Annotated in this window: 20 protein-coding genes; 6 read left to right on the forward strand and 14 right to left on the reverse strand. The window is 40.9% G+C overall.

Annotated elements, in window-relative coordinates; genetic code table 11:
* Positions 1-143: 143 nt before the first annotated feature.
* From purU to H5125_RS15835, 5 genes are all read right to left on the reverse strand, one after another.
* Positions 144-1,016: a formyltetrahydrofolate deformylase gene (gene purU / locus H5125_RS15815; protein WP_174839644.1), complete on the reverse strand. Its 873-nt coding sequence runs from the start codon at positions 1,014-1,016 to the stop codon at positions 144-146.
* Between the two features lie 179 nt (positions 1,017-1,195).
* Positions 1,196-2,674: a PTS transporter subunit EIIC gene (locus H5125_RS15820; protein WP_101086626.1), complete on the reverse strand. Its 1,479-nt coding sequence runs from the start codon at positions 2,672-2,674 to the stop codon at positions 1,196-1,198.
* Complete coding sequence (locus tag H5125_RS15825; RefSeq protein WP_182744728.1) at positions 2,626-3,090, reverse strand: flavodoxin; 465 nt, start codon at positions 3,088-3,090, stop codon at positions 2,626-2,628. The genes H5125_RS15820 and H5125_RS15825 overlap by 49 nt, the downstream gene beginning before the upstream one ends.
* A gap of 326 nt (positions 3,091-3,416) precedes the next feature.
* Complete coding sequence (gene truC / locus H5125_RS15830; RefSeq protein ID WP_182744735.1) at positions 3,417-4,223, reverse strand: tRNA pseudouridine(65) synthase TruC; 807 nt, start codon at positions 4,221-4,223, stop codon at positions 3,417-3,419.
* Between the two features lie 160 nt (positions 4,224-4,383).
* Positions 4,384-4,746, reverse strand: a complete 363-nt coding sequence (locus H5125_RS15835; protein ID WP_243756161.1) for a YqcC family protein — start codon at positions 4,744-4,746, stop codon at positions 4,384-4,386.
* Positions 4,747-4,794: 48 nt separating this feature from the next.
* Between H5125_RS15835 and H5125_RS15840 the strand changes: the two genes are divergently transcribed.
* Positions 4,795-5,808: a DUF3549 family protein gene (locus H5125_RS15840; RefSeq protein WP_182744729.1), complete on the forward strand. Its 1,014-nt coding sequence runs from the start codon at positions 4,795-4,797 to the stop codon at positions 5,806-5,808.
* Positions 5,805-6,191 (forward strand): DUF3301 domain-containing protein, encoded by a 387-nt coding sequence (locus tag H5125_RS15845; protein ID WP_101086621.1) that lies wholly within the window; start codon positions 5,805-5,807, stop codon positions 6,189-6,191. The genes H5125_RS15840 and H5125_RS15845 overlap by 4 nt, the downstream gene beginning before the upstream one ends.
* Positions 6,192-6,273: 82 nt before the next feature.
* On the opposite strand, the gene H5125_RS15850 is transcribed toward H5125_RS15845, so the two are convergent.
* From H5125_RS15850 to H5125_RS15880, 7 genes are all read right to left on the reverse strand, one after another.
* Positions 6,274-6,981 (reverse strand): hypothetical protein, encoded by a 708-nt coding sequence (locus tag H5125_RS15850; protein ID WP_101086620.1) that lies wholly within the window; start codon positions 6,979-6,981, stop codon positions 6,274-6,276.
* Between the two features lie 863 nt (positions 6,982-7,844).
* Positions 7,845-8,891, reverse strand: coding sequence for an oxidoreductase (locus tag H5125_RS15855; protein WP_182744730.1), 1,047 nt, complete (start codon positions 8,889-8,891; stop codon positions 7,845-7,847).
* Between the two features lie 569 nt (positions 8,892-9,460).
* Entirely contained in the window at positions 9,461-11,212 is a 1,752-nt protein-coding gene (ptsG, locus tag H5125_RS15860) for a PTS glucose transporter subunit IIBC (RefSeq protein ID WP_101086618.1), read from the reverse strand.
* Between the two features lie 37 nt (positions 11,213-11,249).
* Complete coding sequence (gene ptsP, locus H5125_RS15865; RefSeq protein ID WP_220487370.1) at positions 11,250-13,841, reverse strand: phosphoenolpyruvate--protein phosphotransferase; 2,592 nt, start codon at positions 13,839-13,841, stop codon at positions 11,250-11,252.
* A gap of 496 nt (positions 13,842-14,337) precedes the next feature.
* Positions 14,338-15,633: a carbohydrate porin gene (locus H5125_RS15870; RefSeq protein ID WP_182744731.1), complete on the reverse strand. Its 1,296-nt coding sequence runs from the start codon at positions 15,631-15,633 to the stop codon at positions 14,338-14,340.
* Between the two features lie 756 nt (positions 15,634-16,389).
* Positions 16,390-17,079: an LrgB family protein gene (locus H5125_RS15875; protein ID WP_101086616.1), complete on the reverse strand. Its 690-nt coding sequence runs from the start codon at positions 17,077-17,079 to the stop codon at positions 16,390-16,392.
* Between the two features lie 24 nt (positions 17,080-17,103).
* Positions 17,104-17,541 carry a CidA/LrgA family protein gene (locus H5125_RS15880; protein WP_162023516.1) on the reverse strand — a complete coding sequence of 146 codons (438 nt, stop codon included), beginning with the start codon at positions 17,539-17,541 and terminating at the stop codon, positions 17,104-17,106.
* Between the two features lie 106 nt (positions 17,542-17,647).
* Here H5125_RS15880 and H5125_RS15885 point away from each other — a divergent pair, with 106 nt between their 5' ends.
* Positions 17,648-18,559 carry a LysR substrate-binding domain-containing protein gene (locus H5125_RS15885; RefSeq protein WP_162023517.1) on the forward strand — a complete coding sequence of 304 codons (912 nt, stop codon included), beginning with the start codon at positions 17,648-17,650 and terminating at the stop codon, positions 18,557-18,559.
* A gap of 188 nt (positions 18,560-18,747) precedes the next feature.
* On the opposite strand, the gene H5125_RS15890 is transcribed toward H5125_RS15885, so the two are convergent.
* On the reverse strand, positions 18,748-19,086 hold the full coding sequence (locus tag H5125_RS15890) for a hypothetical protein (RefSeq protein WP_182744732.1): 339 nt from the start codon (positions 19,084-19,086) through the stop codon (positions 18,748-18,750).
* Positions 19,087-19,486: 400 nt separating this feature from the next.
* Here H5125_RS15890 and H5125_RS15895 point away from each other — a divergent pair, with 400 nt between their 5' ends.
* Entirely contained in the window at positions 19,487-20,953 is a 1,467-nt protein-coding gene (locus H5125_RS15895; RefSeq protein WP_182744733.1) for a DASS family sodium-coupled anion symporter, read from the forward strand.
* A gap of 180 nt (positions 20,954-21,133) precedes the next feature.
* On the opposite strand, the gene H5125_RS15900 is transcribed toward H5125_RS15895, so the two are convergent.
* Positions 21,134-22,765: a methyl-accepting chemotaxis protein gene (locus H5125_RS15900; RefSeq protein WP_101086612.1), complete on the reverse strand. Its 1,632-nt coding sequence runs from the start codon at positions 22,763-22,765 to the stop codon at positions 21,134-21,136.
* Positions 22,766-23,292: 527 nt separating this feature from the next.
* Here H5125_RS15900 and H5125_RS15905 point away from each other — a divergent pair.
* Positions 23,293-24,543 carry an MFS transporter gene (locus H5125_RS15905; protein WP_101086611.1) on the forward strand — a complete coding sequence of 417 codons (1,251 nt, stop codon included), beginning with the start codon at positions 23,293-23,295 and terminating at the stop codon, positions 24,541-24,543.
* Complete coding sequence (gene yidZ, locus H5125_RS15910; protein ID WP_162023522.1) at positions 24,518-25,492, forward strand: HTH-type transcriptional regulator YidZ; 975 nt, start codon at positions 24,518-24,520, stop codon at positions 25,490-25,492. The genes H5125_RS15905 and yidZ overlap by 26 nt, the downstream gene beginning before the upstream one ends.
* Positions 25,493-25,770: the final 278 nt, after the last annotated feature.

A 25,770-nucleotide genomic window follows, 5' to 3' on the forward strand; every position in this document is an offset into this window, starting at 1 on the left:
AAAATATCAATTCCAATGGAATACAGCATAGCAAATTTCTAATAGATAAGTTGATACAGTAACTTACAGGAACCACTCATCTTTATTTATCTTTAAAGATAACACCATTTGATTTAACGTCAAATGATGTATATCTACAAACTTTAAAACACGACCGTTTTATTACCGTACACCACAACTTGTTCATTTAATACCAATTGCAGGGCTTTACTTAATACGCTTTTTTCAACATCACGGCCATTATGGGCTAATTCTTCTGCGCTATAACTGTGATCAACTGAAATGACATCTTGTTTAATAATAGGTCCTTCATCCAAGTGATTATTCACAAAGTGTGCTGTTGCACCAATAATTTTAACACCACGATCCCATGCTTGCTTATAAGGTGATGCACCAATGAATGCGGGTAAAAAAGAATGATGAATATTAATAATTTTATCTGCAAATGCTGTTACAAACTCAGGTGTTAATACTCGCATATATTTAGCGAGTACAACAAAGTCCGGATCATAAGGTTTTATCACTTTAAGCATGGCTTGTTCATGTTCTTGACGATTTAAGCCTTCATGACTGACATAATGAAATGGGATATCAAACTTTTCAGTTAATGGCTGCAACACATCATAATTGCCTACCACAGCGGCAATCTCAACATCTAAACCGCCATAATAAGACTTCATCAAAATATCGCCTAAACAATGGGCTTCTTTTGTCACCATGATCACGATACGTTTTTTACCCATATCCACTAATTTCATGTGATTTTTAGCTGGCAATACTTCACGTAATTCATTCAGTAGGCGTTCATCATCAAACACCCCTTCAAGCTCCGCACGCATAAAAAAGCGGCCTTGAGTGTGGTCAACAAATTCGGTGTTTTTAATAATGTTTAATTGATGAGCAAAACATACGTTGGTGATTTTAGCTATCAACCCCTGAGCATCAGCACAATCGGTTATTAGCACTTTACGTTGTAAATTAGCTGGGGTAAAAATAGTTTTATCTTGATGACTCACGCGTACAACTCCTCTTAAAATACTGTTTTACAGTGTGCCATTTAAAAAGATTTTTGGGTGATGTTTTTAATGATAAATTCTCATAAAAGAGAAATATTCTTGCTTTAGATACAAAACTCTCAAATATGTATGACAAGTTAAGCAACAACTATTATGGCTTAATGAAACAACCGTCCGTACTAACGCCGAGAATCTAAATATTTTTGCAGCAATTTACGTAATGTTTCAGCCTTAGTGCCATAAACAACTTGTACACCTTTGCCCATAACAACCACGCCTTTAGCTCCTAAACGCATTAGTCTAGCTTTATCGATTAAATTGGCTTGATTAACACTTATACGTAAGCGGGTTAAACAGGCATTAATCTCAACAATATTCTCGCGTCCGCCCAATGCAGAAATCATAGCCCGCAAGCTCTCTTTAGGCTCTGCAGGTAAATCACTTTGCTCGATTCGGCCAGGTGTTTTTAAATTGAACGCTAAAATACTGGCCCTAAAAATGGCATAATAAATGACTGCGGTAAGCGGGCCCAATATCCAAATCCAATGAGTATTAGCAGAGCGAGAAAACAATAAGGTGAAATCTACCAGCCCATGAGAGAACACGATGCTGTGATGAACTTCTAGTAAAATACACACGCTGTAAGCTATGCCCGTGAGTAATGCATGCACAATAAACAAAATTGGCGCAACAAACATAAAGGCAAATTCTATCGGCTCTGTCACCCCGGTTAACCAACTAGCTGTCGCCGCTGATAACATAATCCCCGCAACTCTGTTACGCTCGGATTTATCAGCACAACGCCAAATCGCTAATGCTGCCGCGGGTAAGCCCCACATTTTAATCAAATAGCCACCAGCAAGATTTCCCGCCAATGGATCGCCGGCCAAATAACGCGCCACCTCACCCCGAACGACTGTACCTTGATTAATGTACTGCCCTACTTCAAGATAAAATGGTGCATTCCAAATATGATGCAACCCTAGTGGAATTAATAAGCGTTCAACTGTTCCGTAAACCCCAAAAGCAATAGCGGGGTCTTGATATACAGCCCAATCAGAAAGGAGTTCAATAATATGCGACAAGGGTGGCCAAACATGAACAAGTAAATAAGCCAGTGCCATAGACAGGGGTATAGTAATTATTGGCGCACTGCGACGACCTTCGAAAAATGAAAAAATAGCAGGCAATTTAACATGTTGACTAAGATTGACAGCTAAACATGTCATCGCACCGACTAACATTCCGCCAGCGATACCAGTGTCAATCGTTTGCATGCCCCATAGCGGTCGCGATACCAGACCATAAATATTTGTTAGGGCACCCATCGTGGACAAAAACACCCCGAAACCAAATACAGCTGAAAATGCTGCAATGCCTTGATCTCGACAAAAACCAATCGCTACAGCAACACTAAACAGCAAAGGCATCATGGTAAAAACCAGATTGCCTACAGCAGAAAATACTGTATTTAATTCTGCAGGGATAAATGGCAACGGGTTAACCGTCAACCCTAACATCACCCCCGCAGCAGGTAAAATAGCAATAGGTATGAGCAGTGCTTGACTCAGGCGCTGTGCGAATTTAAACCATTGTTGCGTAAAAAAACTTACGCTACGTTTACCGATATGACGGCGTTGTGCCAAGTGGCTATCCATGTTTTAGCTTCTATTTCGGGTTCCATTGTTTCACAGGCATCAATTTCTAATCGTTCAGTCAGCGGTTTGGCACCCAACTCGGTTAACAACTCATCAAATTGTTTTATCGCCCCACAAAAAGTGTCATAGCTCGAATCGCCTAACCCAATTAGGCTGTATTGCAATAATGGTAAATACGGTGCACTGGATTTAAGTTCATTAAACCAAGGAGACATATCCTCGGGTATATCACCTTGCCCTGTGGTTGATGACACTACTATGAGTAGTTCATCTTGAGGTGGCATAAAACCAGACAATTCATTGGGTTGCCAAAGCTTAGTTGTAAACCCTAATTTTGCAATCGCTTTAGTCACTGTTTCGGCTGTAAATTGTGCGCTACCATAAACGGTACCAAAAACAACATTGACCTTTTTCATGGTATACTTTCCCCTTAAATGTAATACGATATAAAAGACCTTGAGTCTTAGTGACTTACCTTACTGTATTGTTTGAGTCTCTCGCAAGTGTCTTTATAAAGTAATTTAAATCGATATGGTCAACATCAGTTGCCCCAAATGAAATAGCGCAATAACGGAATCAAGACGATGCGACAAGTGAGCAGAAAGCGAAGACTAAAACTACAACATAAATTCGCCCACATTCGTCGTAACTATTATTTCCACATCGAACAAAAGCAGCACGAACCTATACCGCATATCCCCGAATTTGAAAAGCTTAAAGCCTTGCTTGCAGACCGAATGAATTAACTTAACAATATACTTGGCATTGAGGATAATTGATCATCATCCCAGCCAAATGCGTTAAAAACATTCAACCATTCAGCTTCTAACTCTGTTTCAATATGCATTGATTGCTGGGTTACCGGATGCACAAACTGCAGGCTTTTTGCAATCAACCACAAGCGGTTAATACCGAAGTGTTCGCGAAAGAACTTATTTTGTTTACCATCGCCATGGGTTGTATCACCAACAATTGGATGACGTAAATGTGCCATATGACGACGTAATTGATGCTTGCGGCCTGTATGAGGGCTTAATCTTACCAAACCGTATCGGCTGGAAGGATAACGACCAGAACTAAACGGTATTTCGGTATTCAATAATGGTTGATAATCCGTCACGGCTTCTTGTGCGGCTTTGTTGGGATCAACATGCTTATCGCCTAAATCATCAAATTCCTGTTTTAGGGCATAATCTAGCGTGCCAGACTCATGCATATTGCCACGTACTATGGCTAAGTAGTGTTTTTTGATACTGTGATCAGCAAATTGCTCACATAATGCCCGAGCCACCTCACTAGACTTGGCAAACAGCAATACTCCGGATGTTGGTCTATCTAGGCGGTGCACCGGAAAAACATGGCAGCCCACTAAATCACGAGTCATCTGCATCGCAAAAAAACGCTCTCTACGGGCTAAATAACTACGATGAACCAACAAACCAGCAGGCTTATGGATAGCAACTAGGTGCTCGTCTTCAAATAGAATGTCGATATGGGGAGGTTGTAAATCACTGTCTAATTCAGTATCTGCAGTAGAGGTCTCATCCATGTATTCTGAGCCTATTGGTTCACATAAGTCATCGTTATCTAATGAGTATTCAGCATCGTTATCTTTTAAGATCATTTGTTATCACTTTACTTATTTTGTATTGGCCAACTCAGTATTGGCTTAATTTTTTTGTTGGAATGTGGTGGTGTTTGTCATTCGCTTAACGCTGACTGAGCAAAGTATCAAATTGTTGTAATTGAGCAATAAGAACATCACCATAGTGCATACCTTGCCACACATGCTCGGCCATAGGCGCTAATGCCATATTGGTCGGTAAAGGTTGTCGTTGCGCAATAAGCTCGGTCATCTTTGGAATAAAAATAAACTGCAACCATTGCTCGAATGCCATTACATCACAGCAAAAAGGTGCAGTACTCGCCATAACAGATGCAGGAGGTGAGATATCAGACCATAGCTGAAATCCCTTAAGCAATTGTTCTAATTTAACTAAATAATTTTGACTGGCTAAATAAAGCATAAAAATGAACGACAACATAAAGGCTAAGTCGGAGTATGATATCATTTAGCCCATTGAATACCCATCCAACTTCTTTGATTTAGTGACGACCCCATGACCGAGATAACCACCTTAAGCCAGTTTCTGACGACCGCAAATACACAATTCCAAATATACGATTTAGGTCGCCGAGTGCAACATATCGATATGTTAGCTTTTCAGCAAATTGACTCTTTACTGGCACCGTATCCTTATCCTATTCAAGGCCATGCGCAGTTTGCTATCGTATTTTGGCAACAAGAACAATTACCTTATATTTGGTTTGTAAAGTTACCTCTAGATGAGCAAGGTTTATTATCACCTGCGCCTCGAACTCAGTTTATTAAGATGATTTTAGAAGCCCTAGGTCGTAATCCAACCCAAGCATTAACCGATGTACAGCAAGAACAATTAGCCAATCATCCTTTCAGCTTTAAGCCTAATCAGCACAAACTGGCGTTATTTAATGCATTGGTCAGACTTCAGCTTGGCCAACCCGCATCGGGCCAATATGAATTTGCTACGCAGTATTTGTCTGGCCAAGCGGCGCAAGACACATGGCCACATCTGGGTTTACAAGGTTTAGCCGATATTTGCGTTCGCGCACATCAATTCAATCATCTTGATGACATTATAAATACACTTGATAATGCACCTATTGAAGTGCAAGCCGCCCTTTGCCAATGCTTAGAACACATTAATATTGATAAACGCCTTGCCGAACACTTATTTAATCAATTAGAACAAGCTGAAGATCATATAAAAGTAATGTATTTAGCGGCATTAGCATCTGATGTTCAATACAGTACGACAGCCATTAACCAACTCAATGAACAACAACATTTAGACGACAACACGCTAATAACAATTGCAGCACGTAACTGGTTAGCGTTAAAAGATGATGCCACTCGTAAACACTATTTAGAAGCGCTAGCAAAACAGCCTCAGCACTTCTTTAATCAAGTATTTGCTGATATCGTGGCAATACCCAGCTTACGTTCTGGATTATTAGCCGACTTAAGGCATCCAGACAGAAGCGTTCAATTAGCAACCGCAATTGGCGGATTATTTAGAGCTACCAGCCTATGATGACTGATTTTTTATTAATTGTTGCTTTAGTTGTCGTTGCTGCTTTTTTTTGGCAACTTCGACAAATGGCAGAATTAAGCCGAACGATTACAGAGCAAGCCTGTAAAAAGCAAAACGTACAACTACTGGCTATTGCAATGGAATCAGCCCGTCCAAGTATTGGTGGCAGTACTGGCATTTGTTGGAAAGCAACATTCATGTTCGAGTTTAGCACCGATGGTATTAACCAATATCGCGGCCATATTTTAATGCATGGTAATCGAGCCAAAAAAATTGAATGGCCAATTTTCCCTGAACCAGAATGGATGGATGCACCAATGGCGAGCGGTAAATTTGGCAGTTGTGGCAGCAGTAAAAGCTGTGATTCTGGTAAATGCCACTAATATCATTATTTATTAGTCGATGTTGAATCAAAAAAAACGCTATTTTTCAAAAAATAGCGTTTTTTATTGCCATAAAATGCAATTAAGTTTGTGGATTGTTGAGGATTTTATAATCGCTGTAGGTAACAGTTTGAACACTGTCGAGTGACTTAAAAATTGCCGCTGTACCCATTATAGTGGTTGATGTATGAGCTGGCATCACTAATCCCTCAAACACATCAAAACTTAACTCTAATTCAAATTTAGTTAACGTAACTGAAAACGCAGGATTTAACTCGTCAGTATTTTTGATGAGAATTTTACGTAAATGCTTGGATGTTTTATCCAAATAAAGCACGCCTGCTAATACGTTATTGTCTAGCTCATCAATATTGGGTGTAAACGTAAATGACATATTATTGTCATCCTCACCGACAAAAACCAATGTCGACAAATCAATTAAATCAGAAAACGCTAATTCATAGCTAGTTTCGTCTTTATCTTCATGCAGATCTTGTTGACGTTCTCGGTATTCAGTTAAGCGCTTTTTACCAGGAGTATCACCATTTTCAGACACCAAACTCCAACGTTCAGTTTCAGTTAAAGATGCATTGAATTGTTCAATACGTGTCATGTCTGGCATCACTGTTTGCTGTGAATACTGCCAAAGCACCTTGGTACCGTCATTATTACTATTAAGATCGCTGAACGCTTGCTCAACCCATTGCTGTTGTTCTTCGCTCACGGCTGCATTGGCGTTATAGCAAACGAATGAAAAACCTACCAATAGTGCAACTTTAAACCCTTTCATGCTATCTCCTTATACAATGGTGAGTTAGATGTTGTGTACTTAAATGAGGTACTCAAACCCTACACATAGGCACTTTACAATTGGACAACATATCACTACAAAGTTCCATTGCTCTGAAAAAAACCAAAAGAAAGGCCGCGACAGTAACTGTCGCGGCCTCTTGATCTCTTGTTAAGCTTTCCAGCTATAAATGTGCTCCCTGCACCATCCATGCGTATCACTTGCTTCCTGCTCTATCCTTGTTCAATCCTTGATGTTCCTTGTACAATTAAGTACTTTCCATCTTACTCGATTATCCTTTTACCGAGCCTGCTCCATCCTGAGCGTGTCCTTATATCATCCATGAAATTCTTAACGTATCCTGTCGCAAATCATTTGCGTAGAATCTTGCATCCATTGCACACTATCATCCTGATAATGTTATAAAACTCGCTTAATCCGCTATTGCGTCCATTGAGCAAGTTTAACGTTTCATCCTGAAACTCAATACCGTCCGTTATTTCCATATACTCATGGTCTTCCAAGACCTCTTTACTACCTTGTAATATTCCCGTCCTAGGAACGAGATAAATAATAATTCATTTACCTCTACGTAAACAGGTACCTCTAAATGATTAAAATACCTCACAGATAACACAAAATTAAATAAACTTTACAATCAATAACTTAAATATTCAGGAGAAATATTAACCCGTAATAAGGTGATTCGGCTCACACACTTTGTGAGATATATCTCACAAAGTGTGTGGCAGAAAAGGTAAACAACAAGTTAACGATTTTTATATCCACTACACAACATAAGTTAATTTATAATCGAGCAAGTATTCTTGCTCGAAAATAATATAAAAATTTAGTGCGTATACTCAGAGAGCAAACACTTTCAACTTACGACCTTCTTCAGCACTGGCAATGCCGAGTCCAATAAGTCTCATGACCAAAAGGGCCTGCTCTGCCGTTACTGGATTTGGGCTGCCAAGACAAATCGCATCGCGAATGCCTTCATAATATGCTTGGTAATTGCCTGGTGTCGTTATGATGTCTTGCTCGATAATCGCGTCTTTGTGTTTCAGCGATAATTTGCAAGAAAGTGGATCGTTTCCCCACCCCGGAGTTCCAGGCTGCTGACCTGACTTAAGCGCATTCTCCTGCGTATCAAGACCAAACTTAGTAAAGCTGCCACTAGTGCCATGCACTGTCATACGTGGGCCAGGGTTAGCAACCAATGCACTACCATGAAGAATTACCCGCATTTCGTCATATCCCAGCACGACATGAAACCAGTCATCTGCGACTGCTCCATCACGTTGTTGAGCCAAGTCTAACCACATTGTATTTGGTGTACCAAACAACTGCAGTGCCTGATCGAGTAAATGCGATCCCAAGTCAAACCACAAACCTCCGCCTAGAGCAGCCGACTCACGCCAGCGCGTTTGAACTTCAGGCCTATAGCGGTCAAAGTGTGATTCAAAATGTGTCACACGGCCTAGTGAACCTTCGCGCAACACCTTCTGTAACGTCAAAAAATCGGAATCCCAACGGCGATTATGAAATACTGATAGCAGCCGATCATATTGATGAGCGAGTTTAATAAGCTCCTTACCTTCACTAGTAGTGAGAGTGAATGGCTTATCCAAAACTACGTGCTTACCGGCTGCTAGAGCCGCTGCCGCAAGAGGAAAATGCGTATCATTGGGAGTTGGAATAACCACCAAATCTATATCAGCGCAGGAAAATAACTCTTCGGGGGATGAGAACACAGCCAAATCAGGTTGGTCTATATGCACCTTTGTCGGATTGCTGGAGGATATTGCGGCGAGTTGTAGGCCCGATACAGCCTTAATCAATGGTGCATGAAACGTTTTTGCGGCATAGCCGTAACCAACGATGCCTGTTTTGAGTATCTTTGTCATAAATTAATTCCTAGCATGAGCAACCAAAAATTTGATCATCGTCACTACCTATAAAAATTGCTCTATTTTGTAAATTCCGTTACATAACAATTTGCTGACCGAAGTGTTAATATTATAAAAATGAATCTGCCTTATTTATGTAAATACATTTTTAACCTGTCGGAGTCACAATACCACTGCATAAATATTGTAGTTTGTAAAACTTCAGACTGGGGGGTTCTAGTGGTGTGAGGTATCGATAATTTAATGTTAGAACGTTGTCTTTATTACTGACACCCGGCAACTTACCAACAAGCTTACAAAGTCTTCAAACCATTTAAATTAATTTTTCAATAACTTACCCTCACCCGCTTCGGTGGGTTCATCGACATATAACTCATATAAACCTTGAGTATAAAATCATTAAAAAGCCCCATCATTTCTGATGAGGTTTTTTCTGTTCTACGCTAATCGAACACTTTCCTAAAAAGCCTTTTCAAATTCAATTGTTGGCTATTCAACATGTGGTCAATACTGTCATCATATTTTAATACTCATATATCTGACTGCATCACCTCTTCTTAACAGCTTCAGTCGGCAAAAGTCTCATTTAACACGCTGGCTAGTCCTGTTGTATTCATACTAAAAATTAAATGAACCAAGTTCGGATTTAAAACCAACACAGCTTCAATGCCATGGGCTTGAAGGGCGGTACTGTCTAATAGACTGGCATCTTTCACTTCTAAGCGTAAGCGATTATCGGCAATAGCACGACATGAACTCACGTCACCCAATAGTGGCAGGATGGCTTGAGCTTGCTCGCGATCCTTTGCTGAAATGTTAACCGTTGCGGTTGCTATTACAGGCGTGGGAGTCGCAGCAAGATAGCCACCTGACGCGAGCATTTCATCAATTTCGGTACGTGACACTTCGGCGATAGTCCCCACAATAGCTTGTACCGCATTTCCCGAAATCAACACGCCACTGGCGCCTAACTGCTTCAATCTAGCTTGATCCACTTTACTGGTATCGCGCACATCCATCCGTAAGCGGGTAATACAAGAATCCACATTGACTAGATTCTCTGGCCCGCCAAAGGCTTCGATAAAGTTACGCGCTCTTTCTGTCCCTTCTGATGAAACGATCTCTAATTCAACATCCATTCGACCTGGCGTTTTCAAGTCGAACTTCAAAATTAAGAATCTAAACACCACGTAATACAGCGCCGCATAAATGAGACCTAACACCACCAGCAACCAGATTTTTTGCGAATGACCTGAAAGAACAAGAAAATCGATCAAACCGTGTGAGAAAGAGGTTCCATGAACAACACCAAACATATTTACTAGCACATAAGCAAGACCAGCCATTAACGCATGTACTACATAAAGTAATGGTGCGGCAAATAAGAATGCAAACTCAATGGGTTCAGTAATTCCGGTTAAAAATGCGGTTAACGCTGCCGAAATCATGATACTACCGACCATGACACGATTTTCTGGGCGCGCAGTATGCCAAATCGCCATTGCAGCAGCAGGTAAACCAAACATTTTAAACAAATAACCTCCCGCAAGTTGACCGAAGCCATTACCAGCAGCTCGACTCGCATCGTCTGCTTGCAAATAACACGTCAGTACGCCAGTTGCAGGTTTACCTAAACTGTCAACACAATTGCCCGCTTCGAAGAAGAAAGGTACGTTCCATACATGGTGTAAACCGGCTGGAATTAACGAACGCTCAACCACACCATAAATACCAAAAGCTAATGTTGGATTTTGATATGCCGCCCAATGGGAAAATGCAGCAATAGCATTGCCTATCGGAGGCCAAATGAACGATAAGATAACTCCCGCAAAGATCGCTCCAAAACCAGTAATAATAGGCACACTTCGTTTACCTGAGAAGAATCCAAGATATGAAGGTAATTGAATTTTAAAGAAACGGTTAAAGGTCGCTGCAGCAATAGCACCGGCAATCATACCGCCAAACACGCCCACATCAGTACCAGGTTCAAGTACGCCGATGGTTTTAACCATGATGGCATATCCCACTAAGGCCGCCATAGCAGCCACACCATCATTTTTAGCAAATCCTAACGCGATACCTATCGCGAATAGCAATCCCATATTGCTAAAAATGGCTTCGCCCGCTTGTACCATTAACACATTGACGATATCGGGGAGCACACTAAAACCTGCGCTCCCAACGCCTAATAAGATACCCGCCACGGGTAATACGGAAACCGGCAACATGACCGATTTGCCCACTTTTTGTAAAACCGAAAATGCGCCACTCATCATAGCCTTCTTCGGTTTAGCTGCTGTTATTGTTTTAGATGTCATAATACAACCTTAGAAATTTTAATAGATTACCAAGTGATCAACGTTTTTCAATATCGCCTTTAACGGCAAGTAACGTATTAGGATCTCGCATTAATGCTCGAACATCTTTGGCATCTGCACAGCTCATCGCTTTAGCAGCTATAAGCTGACACGCTTGCTGATTTAAATGACGCACTTGATGCTTCACTTCTGGAATTGAAGGCACACTCACAGACAGTTCATCAATACCTAAGCCGACCAAAATAGGCACAGCATCTTTTTCGCCGGCCAATCCACCACAAATGCCAGCCCATTTACCTTTGGCATGCGCGGCCTTAACCGTCATATCGATCAGGCGTAATACTGCAGGATGCAATCCATCAGCAATGGCGGCTAACTTAGGGTGTCCACGATCAATCGCTAAGGTATATTGAGTCAAATCATTAGTACCAATAGAGAAAAAGTCGACATGTTCAGCCAACACATCTGCCATCACGGCAGCCGATGGCACTTCAATCATGATGCCAATTTGGATCCCACTAATATCGATAGCCAATTTTTCGGCTTCTTCTTTTACAACTTGTTTGGCTAACTTAAGCTCAAACAAAGACGCTACCATGGGGAACATAATGCGTAAGTTGCCCGCCTCAGCCGCTTTTAATAGCGCACGAACTTGTTGTCGTAATACTGCGGGCTTATCTAAACCGACACGGATACCACGCTCACCGAGGAATGGATTGTCTTCTTTCGGCAAAGGTAAATAGGCCAACGGCTTATCTCCTCCTACATCTAGCGTACGCACAACTAGAGGACGCTGTCCTAACGTTTGCAGTACCGCACGATAGACTTGTTCCTGTTCATCCTCTGAAGGTGCAACTGATTGGTCTTGATAAAGGAATTCAGAACGCAATAAACCAACCGCTTCGCCTCCCATTTCAACTAATTTTTGGGCATCACTGACTTTAGCGATATTGCCGGCAATTTCAAATCGCACTCCATCTAAGGTAACGGCTGTCTCATCTTTGTGCGCGAAAGCCAAGGCTTTCTGCTGCTCAGCGGCATTTTTAATCACATCAAGTTGCGCCATTTCAGCTTCAGTTGGCGACAATAATAGATAACCTTTTGCTGTATCGAGTAACACCTCAGTACCGTGCAAGGTCATGATCTTAGCTTCAACACCAGCCATAGCAGCAATACCCATTGCTCTAGCTAAAATAGCACTGTGGCTCGATGCCCCTCCTAAAGTGGTGCAAATGCCTTTAACGAATGCGGGGTTTAGTTTGGCAGTATCTGAAGGGGTTAAATCTTTAGCGACTAAAATAGTATTTTCAGGGAGTTCAGCCGGAATAGTATCTTGAGACAATCCAGCCATAATACGTGAAACCCGATTGCCAACGTCGATAAGGTCTGTGGCACGTCCTGCGAGTAATGGGTTTTCCATTCCAGCAAGTTTGTCCGCTTGGCGACAAATACTCTTACTCCAGGCATAAGGGGCCGACTTACCTTGCTGTAATTCAATAATACAGTCATCGTACAAATCAGGATCTGACATTAGCTCTTGGTGGGCCACAAAAATATCAGCTTTTTGCCCCATATCCTTGTTATGCAGCTCTTCAACCAGTTCGACTAAGGTTTGATTAGCCACCTTCATTGCATCGTCTAAAGTTTGCTGTTCAATCTGTGCATCGTCGGCAAAAGTGTCAAACTTAGGCACTTCAGCTTTAATCACGTATAAACGCCCTTTAACTTGACCGGGAGATGCCTCCACACCAATCAGCTGACGTGGATCTTGGCTCGTTTGTAGTAGTAGTGATGGTTCGGAAAAAGGATCGAAGTCGCTTTTAACGTTCTTAGTCACAAGTGAAGCATCGGCGCCCTCTTCACCTAAACCAGTGCTTATCGCCTCAGATAATGCTGCTATTGCCGCTTGCTGATCTTTACCTTTAGCGAGAATAACAATCTGCTCACCAAAAGCGATGTCTAACCCCATAAGACCAACCACACTTCGAGCATTTGCTTGCTTGCCTGCTTTATCAATCATCACGTCACAGTCAAATGCTTTAATCGCAGTGACAATGGCAGCAGCAGGCCGAGCATGAATACCGGTTGGATTAATAACCACTATTGGCGCAGAACTGACCATGTCATCTGACTTTGTTACAGCACGAACTGCCGCTGATACCTCTGCACTAAATAACAGATCGCCCGCGTTGACAAATTGTTCAGTCGTTGGTGTTAATGTAATAATTCTGGTCATATCCGTGAGCAGTATGACGGTACGCAAACTTTTTACACCGCAACCCACTTTATCTAAATCCAGCTCAATCAGTGGCGTTTTAGCTTTTACAGCATCACCCACTTTCACTAATGCCTTAAATCCTTCGCCTTTCAATTTAACGGTATCGACACCTATATGAAGCAGAATTTCGATGCCAGTCGCCGTTAATAAAGTCACGGCATGCTTAGAAGGATGTATTTGAGTAACGGTGGCGTCACATGGGGCGTGAAGAATGTTTTCTGTAGGGTCTATCGCTAATCCATCACCCACCATCTTTTGGGAAAATGCGGCATCAGGAACCTGACTCAGTGGACAGCACACCCCCGTAAAAGGGGCCAGCAACTGAATTGTGGTTGAAGTTTTTTTATTCATTGGAACTCCGAATTAAACACTTAACTGCATAATATTAATGTTTTTTATTTTTTGCAGTGAAAATAGTAAAAATGAAAAGCTGCTGCTTACATGATTACTCACTACTCCCTTATCAATCTGACTATTAGCACAACTAAATGAACGTTTTTAAGGAGACCAACGATTGCCACTCCTTAATGTGTAGGGACGACGATATTCTTTAGGTAAATATCACGGATAATCGCAGTGAATACCTTAGTGATCTGGCACTAATTTACCAAAGGTAAGATGTGATGTCCCAACCAGATCTCCGAGATATGACATTGGTAACAAAATTACTTAATTGTTACCAACATCCCAAAACGTTAACAACCCCAGCGCAGATTGAAAACGTTACCTCTGTATTTAGCCTTGCGTTTATTCATCTATAATCGAATCTAAAACATCTACAATAACGGTTACTTATATTAGCGTTAATTTAAGCTGTTTTAGAGTGCATTTTGTATTTCAGCTTTAGTTAAAATGCAATATCACCTTTGAGAGTGACAACCCAAGCATCATTATTCTCACTGATACCACCTGGATTATGTATGTACTGAATTTCAGGACGAATAGCAGAATACTTAGTCACTTGAAATTTGTAATAGCTAGCAATGACCGTCTCTGTTTCCTGGATAGGTATATAAAGTGCGTGATTGTCATTATAAAGTTGAGCGCTACCAGCTATGCTATCGTTCACATGTAGGTATTTAGCGGCTAAGCCCCATTTATCTGTCGGACGAGCAGCAAATGGACCTTGATAATTCACCCCTAATGCCAATGATTTATCCACAGTAGTGATATTTTGATCGTTCAACGTCCCCATAAGGAACACACTAAGACCGCGGACAGAATCACCATCTACAGCAGTAACCTGTTGCTCTGCGACAAAATAAGCGCCATCTTTACTGTCATGTTGACGTGCTTTGCCACCATCAATAATCAAGGGATTACCATCTTGATTGTAGTAAAGATCTTCACCTCCAACGGTATCATGCCAATAACCCAGTTTATAAGTACCTGGTAAGTCATTGAGGTTGGGCATCCAAGCAAGTTCTACGGGAATCGTCACTCCCAAAGTGCCATGAGGACTGCCTAAATTAAGATTTTGACTGTTTTTAAGCCAGCTTGGGTTCATTTGGTAAACCCCGGTCTTTACATACCATTCTGGCGCTAGCTTATACTTGACGACACCCGCCCATTGGCTTATGGGCCAGTTGTAAACCGTGGAATTAACATTACCGAATTGGGATCCACAGAATCCAAGATAGGCAAATTCACATTGGAAAGCACCAAATTCAGCTCCAACATTCATACGGCCTAACTTAATATTGAGGTCGCCACTAAGTAGTTTTTGCTCATAATAAAACTCAGAAATACGGGTCACTCTGCCGCGGCCAAACACTTCTATAGATTGCATTAACTGGCCGATTTCAGCTTTATCATTAATATTCTGGCTCTGCCCACCTCTATTGGTCAGTGACAAATGGAAGTTGGCATCGGACAAGTCTAATAATTTTTCGAGGTCGAAGTTAACACCAAAAACGGTTTGATCGGCATAACTAGTGGCATGATGTTGGCCACCTGTTAAGTTTCCTCCGGTTTCGAAGGTATAACCTAAGCTAACGTCGATACCGGCATTATGCATCTGGCTTCGGATACCACCAATATCACCGAACAAATAGTTATCCGCGGAGAAATTTTCGGCTTGTACTGAACTACTGCAAATAAGTAACAGTACTGAGGCTGTTATGAGAGAATTTATACTTTTCATTGAATACTTCTTTTAGTCAATTGGAAAGCGCAATGCATCGTCAAAAATAAATGCACTATTTGATGTAGCAAAATCGTTATTTTGTTTAAAAAAAATAGTAATTACGAAACGAGAATACAGTAATTAATTTACATACCAATCTGAATGTGTTGATTATGAGCGCGTGATCTCATGTTGAAAATTGCCACTGTTCTTTCAGACACTCTTGAATTTAGTTGGCTTTTAGTTTGCATAACAAACAATGTTTCTAACGCAATATAGATTCTAGTGGGAGCGCATAGATGAACAGGATTGCCAACGGATACGTTGGCAGAAAAACTCACTTGGAAGGAGTTACAGGTGCTAGTGAGGCTATACAGGCCGATGTGAGATGTGAGATGTGAGATGGAGTGATGGAGTGATGGAGTGATGGAGAGTTTGCGGTTATGAGTACCACTTACAAAGAATAAAGCGCAACCTTACATCTGAGGCCATATCATCATGCCAAATATGTGGGTTTTATTGCTCTTATTGCGGACGATATTGATTGACTGATTGACCAGGGCAGTTAACTCACCAATATAGGTGATGAAAGCATCAATCCGAGTAGGTTTATCTATCGATTTGATTCGATTTTGAAGATGCTAATAACATCAACATTGCGCCATAATGTACATAAAATTGCATTCCAGCGCGGTGACGAGTGAGCAAGAACTCTATATTTCCATCGAAGGGAAAGTCTTTATCGCGTAACGATTTGTCGAAACAAATATGAGATTAATTAAACAGTAACGCAAATAAAGGCGCGGTTATCACCATGGCTATGCCAGTAAAAATCATGGTTAAACTTGCGACGACGCCTTCTTCTCGGCCAATTTGATTCGCTTTAGCGGCTCCTGCGCCATGGGCTGACGCGCCTAATGATATACCTCGTGCCAAGCTGCTTTTTATGTTGGCAGCTTTAAAAAGAGGATCGCAAATGAGCATTCCCATAATACCTGTCACTAACACTAACATTGCGGTTAATTCAGGGACGCCACCAAATGCGCTTGTTGCTTCGATAGCAAAGGGAGTTGAAACCGATCTTACAATGAGGCTTTTAGATAGTTCTGCCGGCATATGAGTGAAATGGAGAATCAACCATGATGAACCAACGCCTAAACATAACCCCACTAATACGCCAACACTTATGGTTAACGGATAACGTTTAATCAGAGCCCTTTCTCTATAAATTGGCACTGCAAATGCAATAGTCGCAGGCGCTAATAACGCGGGTAGCCAATGGGTAAATTGAAAATAATCGACCAATGGAATTTGAAATATCACTACAGTCAACAAAATAATGGTAGGGGCTAAAATAATGGGGGCAAACCAAATGCGTTGCTGACGTAAATACAAGCGCTTACTAAAATAATAACCGACCAACGTGAGTAATAAACACAATACACCCAATAACGAACTATTCATTGTTACACCCCATTATATTTAATTTTAAACAGCACGTAAGCGCTGAGATGTAATGCTGTTTAAACGTTGCTGACGTTCAAATTTAAATAGCTTATCGACAATAAACGCCGTACCCAATAACACACTCGTACTCGCCAATAACATACATACAATCAACTCTGCACCATAGCTTTCGAGTATTGACTGATATTTGGTAATAGCGACAACAGGGGGAATGAAAAATAATAGCAAGTCACCGATTAACCATGCTGAACCTTGGTTGACAATTTTTTCAGGCACCCAATGGCAAGACAATAAGATGAATAGAACACCTAACCCAATAACACTTCCTGGAATAATCGAATGAACACAGAGAGCTGCCCACTGGCATAACCATGCAAAAAAACATAGACCACCCACTTGGATGACTAAGGTTGTTTTACACTTTAAATAGGTGCGATGAGTATTCAGTAGAGATAACATTTGATTTCACACAATGGTTATTTAGTTGATATGCGGAGTTTACCCTTGCTTAATTGATAAAAAAAATGAATATTAATGATTGACTACATCACTTCTGGTTATGTTAATGGATCTTAAAACACTGCACTATTTCATAGAGGTTGTTAATGCTGGCGGTTTCGCTAAAGCATGTCACACAGCATTTGTGACTCAACCTGCCCTCTCAAAAGCAATACGCTTACTGGAAGAAGAGCTTGATATGATATTGCTAGAACGCGGAAAGCGTGGCTCGCAAATCAGGCTAACTGAAGCAGGGAAAGTAGTTTATCGCCATGCCTCAAAGTTAATGGAAGCCCGTCAACTGATGATGGCTGAACTGGATTGTTTACGTAATTTAAGCGGTGGTTCACTAAAATTAGGGCTAGCTCCATTAGGCAGTGCAGAGTTATTTGCCCCTGTGATAGCTCAATTTAGACAACAATATCCGAGTATTGAGCTGCAATTATTGGTGCGCGGCGGTATAGAGCAAACGGCAGCCTTACACAAAGATGAAATAGAACTTGCGACAGGGATTATTGATTTCGATGATGAGTTTTGTGGTATTCGTATTCGCAATGAGTCAATGGTGGTTGTATTACCCGCAGGCCATAAACTTGCGAGTAAAGAAACGTTACAGTTAAGTGAGCTTGATCAATTGGCCCAAGTGATGTTTGAGCCAGAATACGCCTTATATGAGCTAGTGCTTGAAGCTTGTGCCAAAGCGGGATTTAAACCCCAAAATATCACTCGAGTCAGTCATGCTGATTTTGGCATTGCACTAGTCGCGGCAGGCTCTGGAGTAATGATACTGCCAAAAATTATTGCTGAACGATACCGGGTCGAAGCGGTTGTGAATGTCCCCTTAGCCAGTGAAGATTTACGCTGGGAGTTATCATTGTTTTGGCGTAAACAGAAACATCTATCATTTGCGGCTCAAGCAATGATAAAGCTTATTAAGCAGCATTTAAGTCAGCTAGAAAATAAACCTAAAAACGAGTAAAGCAGCAGCGTTACGCATAATGTTTATCGAAAGCAACTAGCCAAGATTTTATCAACCGAAGAGTCAAAATAATTTAGATACAATTGCACCTAAGCCGGTAGCAGAGGTTGATGTTGCTTTAGATGGGCTGTTATCTACCGTTAACGTATAGGTCCCCACAAAGTCATCAATGTAGCCAGGGGGGGCATTTATGCGTAAGAAGTAACAGTAGGTTCAACATGCAGCTCATTACTAGCAGACCAATAAGGCGATGTATGGTTAGGCATACCATTGGTTTCAATAACAACGTTCGTGCCACTGAGCAACACATTGACGTTGTTATCATCAAACTCATAGTACGCAGTATGTAAAATGCCACTGCCTAAATCTTCTGTTCCCGTATCAGTGTCAGTATCAGTTGAAGTATCGGTTGAACTGGTTGCATCTGTTACATCGGTGCTGTCTTCAGAACCGCCACAGCCAGTTAACCCCAAGGTTAATGCTAAGCTGATGGCAAGAGTAAGCAAACTTAAAGGTGAAGAATTCATGTCATATCTCATAGGCGTAAATATAAGATAAAGCTTAACAATGAAATGTGTAGCAACTACGCAGAAATTATGAATAACCAGCAGTTTTGTATATACCAATGTAAATGAGGTTAAAAAGCCCTCCAATCGCCAAATTCGATAAAAATAGCATTATCGGTGTAATCATATATTGTTTCTCTAGCCAATTAGTCACGTCAATCAACACAGCCAGCGAGTCAATAAACAATTGAATAGAAAACTAAATATGACACATATCAACAATGAGAATAACTTCACAAATTTAAATATCACAAAGACTTAGTATCGAGTTACTGCTCCGATCCGCTTTAACAATTGACCAAATGATAACGACATTTATTGTCATTGCTAAAGGTGTATTCTCAAACCTAAGGATACTGCAATGAAAACTACCGACATCCGAATTGTTCCAGGTCTGATTTCAATTGCGATAATTATATTTCTTTGGTTCATCGTCCCCTCACCGGAAGGTGTGTCGGCCAATGCCTGGCATTTATTGGCTTTGTTTATTGGTACTATTGTCGCAATTATTGGTAAAGCGATGCCTATTGGGGCTATTGCCATATTAGCCATTACACTCGTTGCATTAACAGGCGTAACCAATGACAAGCCAGCTGATGCCATTAAGGATGCCTTAAGTGGATTTTCAAACTCACTGATTTGGTTAATTGGTATTGCGATTATCATCTCACGCGGATTAGCTAAAACAGGTTTAGGGAACCGTATTGGCTATTACTTTATTGCTTTATTTGGACGGAAAACCATTGGTATTGGCTATGCGTTAGCGTTATCAGAGCTGGTCATTGCACCTGTCACACCCAGTAATACGGCACGAGGCGGCGGAATTATTCACCCTATAATGAAGTCAATTGCAGCGAGTTTGGGTTCGTCTCCAGAAGAAGGAACATCACGCATAATAGGCCATTATCTTGCCTTAGTGAATTATCATACCAACCCCATTACCTCGGCAATGTTCATTACCGCAACTGCACCTAACCCATTAATAGTCAAATTGATTGCTGATGCCACAGGTGCAGATATCAGTATTACTTGGGGCACATGGGCACTGGCAGCATTATTGCCAGGTTTGCTTTGTATTGCGCTGATGCCACTGGTTATCTATGCGGTTTACCCCCCAGAAATAAAGCGCACGCCAGACGCAACAGCTTACGCTAAGTCAAAGTTGGCTGACATGGGCCCTATGACTTTTGCTGAAAAAATCATGGTGAGTGTGTTCTCGCTATTACTGATCTTATGGGCAGGAGTACCTGCCATGATATTAGGGGCGGATTTTGCGGTTGATACCACTGCAGTCGCATTTTTAGGCTTATCCATTTTGTTAATTAGCGGGGTACTGAGTTGGGAAGATGTGCTTAAAGAAAAAACCGCTTGGGATACCGTGGTGTGGTTTTCAGCATTAGTCATGATGGCAACGTTCTTAAATAAGTTGGGATTAGTCGATTGGTTTTCTGGTGTGGTTGAAACCAATATCGCCCAAATTGGTGTCAGCTGGATGATTTCAGTGATCATATTGGTGGTGGTTTACTTTTATGCACACTACTTTTTTGCCAGCACCACTGCGCACATTACCGCCATGTTTGCAGCATTCTTCGCCGCTGGCATCGCATTAGGTGCCCCACCTTTATACCTAGGTTTACTCCTTGCAGGCGCATCATCTTTAATGATGTCGCTCACGCATTATGCCACTGGCACCTCACCGATTATCTTTGGCTCCGGTTACGTATCAATGGAAGACTGGTGGGTAATGGGCATTATTATGAGTGTTGTCAATTTAACCATTTGGGGTGTTGTCGGCGGACTGTGGTGGAAAGTACTTGGTTATTGGTAAGGTTGAGATAGAAATAAAATCAGCCTGTGCTTAAGCCATATTGATAAAGCCAAAAGTTGATTGAACCTAAAATTGATAAAGCCAAAAGTTAACTAAACTCAAAATTGATTAAATTAACGCTGACAAATAACATGAGTGATTTGTCAGCGTTAATATGTAACCCTTTCACAGAACGAATAACTATATTTCGGTCTTAAACTGCTTTACATTTAACTCTAAGCTTTTAGCAAGCTCTTCAAGTTGATAACTGGCCGCGGTAATTTTACCGGCTTCTTGCTGAGCCAATAATGCTGAATGAGTAATTTGAATAAAGTTTTGATTTATATCCGCAGCAACCACAGACTGTTGCTCTGCGGCTGTGGCAATTTGAATATTCATATCACTTATTTTAATTACCGATATATTGATAGCCTGTAATGATTCTCCAGCGTTTTTAGCTTGCTGAACACTACTATTGGCTTGCTCTTGACCTTCGTTCATAACAGTCACTGCTTTAACAGAACTGGCGCGCATGCTTTCAATTACAGCTTGGATTTGTCTTGTTGATTCTTGTGTACGCTGAGCAAGATTACGCACTTCATCAGCAACAACGGCAAAACCTCGGCCTTGTTCACCTGCACGTGCAGCTTCAATGGCCGCATTTAACGCCAACAAATTAGTTTGTTCAGCAATACCTTGAATCACATCTAACACAGATCCAATTTCTTTACTGTCTTGTGATAGTAAATCAATGATCTGTGCCGCTTCACTTACTTTAACGGCTAACGCATCAATATCAGTCTGTGTTTTAGTCACTTCAATCTGACCAGCATTAAACTCATTTGTGGCCGTTTGTGATAGTAGCGCAGCTTCGCTGGTATGGTTTGCCACTTCTGAAACGGTACTCGACATCTGGGTGATCGCTGCAGCACCATTATCGGTCGCTAATTTTTGATTATTGATGAGGTGTTCGTTTTGCTTTGCCGTTTGGTATAAATCTTTAGACGCCGCAAGTAACTTATTTGCGGCCAACATGGAATTTTGGGTTATGTCGGTCAGGTTAATGGTTAAATCCTGCACTGCACTTAATATACTCTGAGAAGAATTAACGGTTAATTTTACCGTGAGATCACCTGAAGCGATTTGTTGAATCACATTGGCAGCATATTCCGGCTCGCCGCCAATAATATTTTTTAAGCGCTTTACAGAAGTTAACGCCACCATACACCCAATAAATAGTGCAATAGCGGTTACAACGAGCATCACCGACTGAAAACTGGTTGTTTGCTCACGCGCTGCTGAAACTTGTTGTTGAATCTGCGCTTCTTGATAATCAATTAACTTATTAATTCTTTTTAGCCATTCGCTATATAAAGGTGAAACTACCACTAATAGGTGCTCTGTCGCAGCATCATTACGGCTCGAATTAACCATCTGTAACAAGGTTTCAGTAGCCGCTAGCGTGGTCACTTCAATGTCTTTAATCGCTTGCAGTAAGCTTAACTCTTCATTGCTGTGCTGCACGTTGGCATACATAGTATTAAGTGTTTTTGCAGCTGTGAGATAAAACTGTTTAAGACGATTAATATCATTTTGATGCTGTTGTGACAGTGAAGCATTATTGACTAATACGGCATCTCGAATTGAAATGGCTCGATCATGCACACTGCCTCTGAAATTAATCGCTTGGCGCTGTTCAACTGCTGTCTGCTCTGACAATTTGGTTAAATTATTGTCTGCGATACTTATTTTGAGTAAACCAAACAAGGTTATACCAACCATAATGACCAGTAAACTTGCAAAGCCAAAGTAAAGACGGCTTATTATTCTCATTGTTAAGACCTTTTGTGTAATTAAGTGTATTGGTACTTTTCGGTAAAATTTGAAGCGTAAAATTGAGTCAGTAAAATTGAGTCAGTAAAATTAAAAATATGAATAACAAGCGCTAAAGACAACGGCTTTCGACAATTGACACTTTGATTTTTAAGGTGATAACTAAAAATCAACTTCTATCATTAATGGTATAGTTGATGCTCAACAGTTTTCGGACTCCATGATGAATAAAGACCGGAGCATCGTTTCAATAATTTCAGCAAACCTTTTTTACGGCCTAATCTAAAGAGTGAGCGTATAAAAACCGCGAGCTCGATTGAATAAAGCTCTAAAATCAGCAAACTCAATACGCTTAGCGATGCTCCGTAGCTCACTTTTTATTAAAGCTTTTCGATCAATGTATTTAAAGTCATCAGATTCAAATCAATCAACAAGATGTCGTAAATAGAAATACCTGTTGTCAAAATGGCAACTCGTACCTACAAACCTTTCAATCTATTATCCTTGCAACATTAAGTGAGGGTTTTATGACTAGATTTATACTGTGTAGCTTCGCGCTGGTTCTGCTTTATCCCACTGCAATTGACCTTTATTTAGTTGGTTTACCACAAATCGCCAAAGACTTAGGTGCAAGTGAGTCACAACTCCATATCGCTTTTTCTGTGTATTTAGCGGGTATGGCCACAACGATGGTATTTGCCGGTAAATTATCAGACGTTATCGGCAGACGACCCATAGCAATTACTGGCGCTATTATTTTTACATTAGCTTCGTTCATGGCCAGTACAGTAGAAAACAGCCAATCTTTTTTAATCGTCCGCTTTATTCAAGGTATTGGCGCTGGCAGTTGTTACGTGGTCGCGTTTGCTATTTTACGTGACAAGCTGGACGATAAACGCAGAGCAAAAATATTATCTATGGTCAATGGAATTACCTGCATCATGCCCGTTATCGCCCCGGTGATTGGTCATTTGATCATGCTTAGCCTTCCATGGCCAAGTCTGTTTATTACTATGGCAGCCATGGGTGGAGTGGTGTGTTTAATGTCAGTATTTGTTTTAAAAGAAACCAATACTACACGCCAATCATCACGAGCTAATGTAACAACAGTCGAAACAACTGATCCATCGACAGCCCACCCCTTCACTCAATCAACAACTCAACCCACAACTGCGACAGAATCCTTTTACCAACGATTCTTTTTAAGCCGACTACTCATTAGTGCCATTGCCGTTACAGCAATTCTTACGTTTGTAAATGTATCGCCAATGTTGATCATGAATATCATGGGCTTTAGTCGCGGCGAGTATTCAATTGCGATGGCATTAACGGCACTTGTTAGTATGCTCACCTCATTTGCTATGCCATTGGCGTTGTCATATATCAAGCAACGTAGCTTGATGCTGGTATCTCAATTATTATTTGTGTCTGCCGCAATCATCCTCGGGCAGACTCAACTCAGTGCCGATAGCCAATTTATCAGTCTATTTGGTCTTAGTCTTATCTGTGCAGGATTTTCAATTGGGTTTGGTGTGGTAATGAGCCAAGCGCTTAGCCCCTATCGTTATCGAGCGGGTGTCGCCAGTTCTATGCTCGGAGTGGCTCAAATTTGCAGTTCAGCTTTGTATATTTGGCTATTAGGCTTGCTTGGTATAAGTGCATTGAATATGCTGATATTAATATTGTTAATGGGTGGCGTTATCAGCGCTGTTTTAATAGTATTCATTCCCTCACCACTGCCGAGTATTTCCAATGAAGAAATCATTAGCACGCCTTGATCTAAACTTGCTGATCACTCTGCAATTGTTATTACAAGAATTAAGCGTCACTAAAACAGCAAAAAAACTGAACGTGACGCCGTCAACGGTGAGCAAATCTCTCAGCAAGTTACGAGAATGGTTTGACGACCCTTTGTTTATAAAAACACCTCATGGATTTAGCCCAACGTCACTCGCCATCAGTATGGAACAAGAGCTTGCTGACTGGTTACAAGTCAGCAGTCAAATACTCGCAAAACGCGGCGATGAGATCCCTAATGGTGTGCGCTTTAATCTTGCGATGGAATCTCCATTACTACTGACGATGTTTAATCAACTTACACAGCAAATTTTTCAGCAGTATCCAGATGCTAAAGTCAAAGTTCATAACTGGGACTATGACTCAATTGAAGCTATTATTCGAGGAGAAGTTGACATTGGTTTTACTGGCCGAGAGAGCCACCCAAGATCAAAAGAATCGATTAAACTTTTACCTTACTTTATCAATTACGAAGTATTATTTACCGACCTCCCCTTAGTGTATTTACATAAAGATCACCCAGCCTTAAAAGAAGATTGGAATATTGATACTTTTGTAAAATATCCACAAATTAACATCACATGGGAAAAGTCTGAAACCTGGGCATTAGATGAAGTATTAATAGAAATGGGCTTAAGCCGTAATATTGAATTAACCATGGCCACGTTCGAACAATCTTTGTTTATGACAGCTCAGTCTGGTCACAACATGATTACCACTGCACCACAATATTGTCAGCACTACTGTCGTAATATACACACAGATTTAGTGTGTTTACCTATTCCGGTAGATAAAGCATTACAAGATAAATTGATGATTCCCTTCACCATGATTTGGCATAAACGAAACAATCAAAATCCAAAAATAAAATGGTTAAGAGATGCGATAAAAGCCTTATATCGAGACCTTAATAATACCCACTTGCGTTAGTGTAGAGATACAAGTGGCATAGTTATTTTGGCCACCTAAATAGAGTTGATATTCTTATCTCGTACATGACTTTAGGTGAACACATGAGATCGATAACCTACTACTTTATAAGCGCAGATGACGGTTACAGTTGTTGAAAAATAGCTTTCATATGGGTAATCTCCCCATTTTTAGCTGAGGTCAAAAGTAGAGACTTAGGCCACTAGTGCCAGTTTTTGCTTTGGTGGGATACCACCAATTGCTGTATTGGGTCTTTCATTGTTATAAAACCATAGCCA

This window comes from Shewanella sp. SR44-4 (assembly GCF_014163715.1).
In the GTDB taxonomy this organism is placed as follows: Bacteria; Pseudomonadota; Gammaproteobacteria; order Enterobacterales; family Shewanellaceae; genus Shewanella.